Origin of the sequence: Mesotoga sp. UBA5825 (assembly GCF_002432955.1) — a bacterium.
Lineage (GTDB): Bacteria > Thermotogota > Thermotogae > Petrotogales > Kosmotogaceae > Mesotoga.
This window is the reverse complement of record NZ_DJHG01000104.1, coordinates 1-2,978: the sequence shown is the minus strand read 5'-3', so window position 1 is coordinate 2,978 and position 2,978 is coordinate 1. Positions and strand designations below refer to the sequence as shown.

Annotated in this window: 4 protein-coding genes; 2 read left to right on the top strand and 2 right to left on the bottom strand. The window is 46.5% G+C overall.

Going from position 1 to position 2,978, the window contains the following annotated elements; all coding sequences use genetic code 11:
• Positions 1 to 257 precede the first annotated feature (257 nt).
• Entirely contained in the window at positions 258 to 530 is a 273-nt protein-coding gene (locus B3N33_RS10535; protein WP_292593291.1) for a hypothetical protein, read from the bottom strand.
• Between the two features lie 148 nt (positions 531 to 678).
• Complete coding sequence (locus B3N33_RS10530; RefSeq protein WP_292593289.1) at positions 679 to 1,683, bottom strand: family 16 glycoside hydrolase; 1,005 nt, start codon at positions 1,681 to 1,683, stop codon at positions 679 to 681.
• Between the two features lie 455 nt (positions 1,684 to 2,138).
• Here B3N33_RS10530 and B3N33_RS10525 point away from each other — a divergent pair, with 455 nt between their 5' ends.
• Positions 2,139 to 2,417, top strand: a complete 279-nt coding sequence (locus B3N33_RS10525; protein WP_214060996.1) for a hypothetical protein — start codon at positions 2,139 to 2,141, stop codon at positions 2,415 to 2,417.
• 304 nt (positions 2,418 to 2,721) lie between these two features.
• On the top strand, positions 2,722 to 2,978 hold a 257-nt coding region (locus tag B3N33_RS10520; RefSeq protein ID WP_292593287.1), incomplete at its 3' end, for a PDC sensor domain-containing protein.

The window sequence follows — 2,978 nt, the reverse complement described above, 5'->3', positions numbered from 1 at the left end:
TCGAGAAAGAGCACTGTCGAGACGTTCGCTCCGCTCACGAGAAGACGAGAAGCGAAAATAGGGACTGACCGGTTTCAGAGGTCCCATTTTCTACGGTACGACAATGTTGAATTCAAACACATCCTGCCTGCCTCGAACCCGACGCCAAGTCTCACTGGAGAGAACCCGAGCTGTTGAGGCCCCAGCGCCAGCGTATGCGCGACATCGCCCCGGATGTAGATAAGGTCAAAACCGATTTTTGCTCCGACGTAGCCGTATCAGGCGATGCCCGGTAGTATCGTGTTGCATCCCAGACCGGAATCTTTCGAAAGCGTAAACATCATAAAGGGCGTTGCAAGACCGGCTAATAGTGGGCCCAGATTCCACCTCAGGTCGAGACCGATAACGTCTATACCGACAAAGCCCAACAGAGGCGTATTCGAAAGCGATTCAGTCTTTGCCAGGGCGCTTATAAGACCGAGCGAAGGCATTGCAAGAGTAAAAGAGCACACAAATAGAAGAGCTAACAAGAGAAAGATCAATGTCTTCAAACTTTTCAGGCCCCGACAGGAATCTTACACCTCTCAACTGTTGAGACAATACAACCTGCAGAGTCTTTTAAAGTTCTCGTGGAAATGCATTTCGCTTTTCATTGAAGCGGAAAGAATCCAGTTTCTCCGCTAGATCTAAAGGCGTTTGTTATAAAGGCTTGATAGTGACGTTTTTGAAAATGACGCTGGTGTTATGCCAGGCTCTCAGCCCAACTCTTCCATTAGTAAGTTTGCTTTCGCTGCTGTCGGTGGCTGTGAGTACTTCGTTCCCGTTGAAGTAGAAGGTGAAATTTTGGCCTCTTGCCGAAATTTCTATTGTATGATCGCCATCACTTGCGATAATGTTCGAGGGAATTTGTGAGCTAGCGATGACCTCCTCATTGTATCCGGAGAATCTTGAGAATTCGAAAGTCTCCTTTGTCACATCGAATTTGAAAGCATAGGCAGAGAGGTTCGAATGAGCGTCTTCTCCGGTAGCTCGAAAGAAAACTGCATAACCGCCTTTCTGACTTTCAGAAGTTGGCCCTGTATAGTACAAGTTTACAGTTATGTCGTAGTCCTTCCAGTTTTCGTCAACATCAAGAATACCACGGCTCTGCTTTCCATCTCCAGGATTACTCATTATTCCAGAAGTATCAACGTTCCATGTCCCTGTTGAGTGAACGAACGGTAATCTATTCAGACCCGTAAAGGATAGATTCAGACCCGAAGAAACCGTCTGATTACCGCCTCCGTCAAGATAGACGTGGTAATAGGCCTTTGAGTTCTCAGAACTGGCAGCTCCTCCGGGGAGGAATTCGTACTCTCCAGCCGGAAAGCCAGAACCCGTATTTGTAAGCAGTGTGTAGAGTGTAGAAGTATCCACTTCTTTATTGGTGAATATAACGAAGTCATAGACGCCTTCATTATCGCTCCAGGCAACTCCGTAATCGCTGCTAACATTTCTTCCGAGACTGTCGACCGACGATGGTATTCCATCACCGAGATATATTGAAGAAGAAATAGCTCTCGATAGAGTCTTGAAGTCTGAAGCGACGGCAGTTGCCCTGGCCTTTCTTATAGCGTTAAGGGCAAGAGGTGTAGAGACGGCAATGATTGATGCAATAACGGCAAGCACTATGAGCAACTCAACAAGTGAAAACCCTTTCTTCATTCCCATTCCTCCATCGATTCTTGATCTCATTTGATAGCTAGCATGCAATTTCGTGCCATTTGTTGATCTGAATACTGTGTCGAGGGAGAGTCTGACTGGTGAAAAGCTCTCTCGACAAGTATCTCAAGGATTTCCTAAGATCGTACCGGAATTCTACTCGTTAAAGGGATCCTCCCGGTCTGGCATGGCGGTAACGACTGACGCTCGGGATATAATTCAGCTGTTGCATCAAATGAATAATAAAGGGGGAAGAATGAACCAAAAGTCGTTTCTTTTGGTTTTATTGCTCTATGTTTGCACATTTCTGCTCTCGACAGGCATGATCGAGATTAGCAAAGACGCCGACTCAATGCTGTCCGCAGATCAAGCAGGAGATTGAAATAACTGCAGATGGAAACATTTCCAATATTCTAAACCTGCTGATCTCATCATTTGAAGAGAGAGTGGATGGAATAATGGCCGCCCTAAGGGTTCTGTCAAATACACAGGAAGTGCTTTCCGGCGACTGGTTGAATATTGAGCCTCTCTTGATGATCTTCAACGAAAGTTATGAAGGTCTCGCCATGTATATCGAAGCCAAAGGAGACTACTATACCGTTCAGAGGGACTGGACAGGTCTAAACCTCTCGGATAGAGGCTACTTTCCGATTCTTCAGAGCGGCCACGAAGTTTCAGGGTATCGGGTAATGAGCAGATCTACCGGCAAGCGTTCTATCGTATTTGGATTCCAGTAATTGAAGATGGATTCGTAACTTCATTTGTGGGGCTCTCTGCCTTATTCGACAGCTGGAATCTCGAAATGATCTCACGGTTTCAACCTTCACCGCGACCACACTTCTGCGCTTTTGAGGTCAGAAAACGTTTGCGCTGTCGGATAACGCAGCTCTGCTTTTAGGCTCGCTCGGCACTCGTGTTCCGGGCATAAGTAAGGGGTTCGAGATTCTTGAGGAAGATTCGAACACTTTTCTCATTGGAAGTGCATACCCTCTTGAAATTGCTCATTACAGACGTTCACAGAAGAATGGCTGGACGTTCGTATTGACAAATGAACTTGAATCCTGCAAAGAAGATCCGGCTCCGGATAAGCTCTTGAGAGGCGTTCGGATCACTATCCAGGAACACCTAAACAGACTGGATTCAGCCCTTTCAACTGGAGCGCAGGAGATAAGGGCGACTCTCAACGATGGAGAAGGAATCAGGGAGTTGCTCAAGAGGCTTTACGAAAGAAATCCCGAGGTGGTTGACGTTTCCTTTATCGACAGTGATAGCATTCTGAGATTTATCTACCCTGAGGA

Bases quoted from the DNA above. Each gene is read 5' to 3' on its own strand.
- B3N33_RS10530 (WP_292593289.1), bottom strand. From the start codon at position 1,683: ATGAAGAAAGGGTTTTCACTTGTTGAGTTGCTCATAGTGCTTGCCGTT.
- B3N33_RS10525 (WP_214060996.1), top strand. From the start codon at position 2,139: ATGGCCGCCCTAAGGGTTCTGTCAAATACACAGGAAGTGCTTTCCGGC.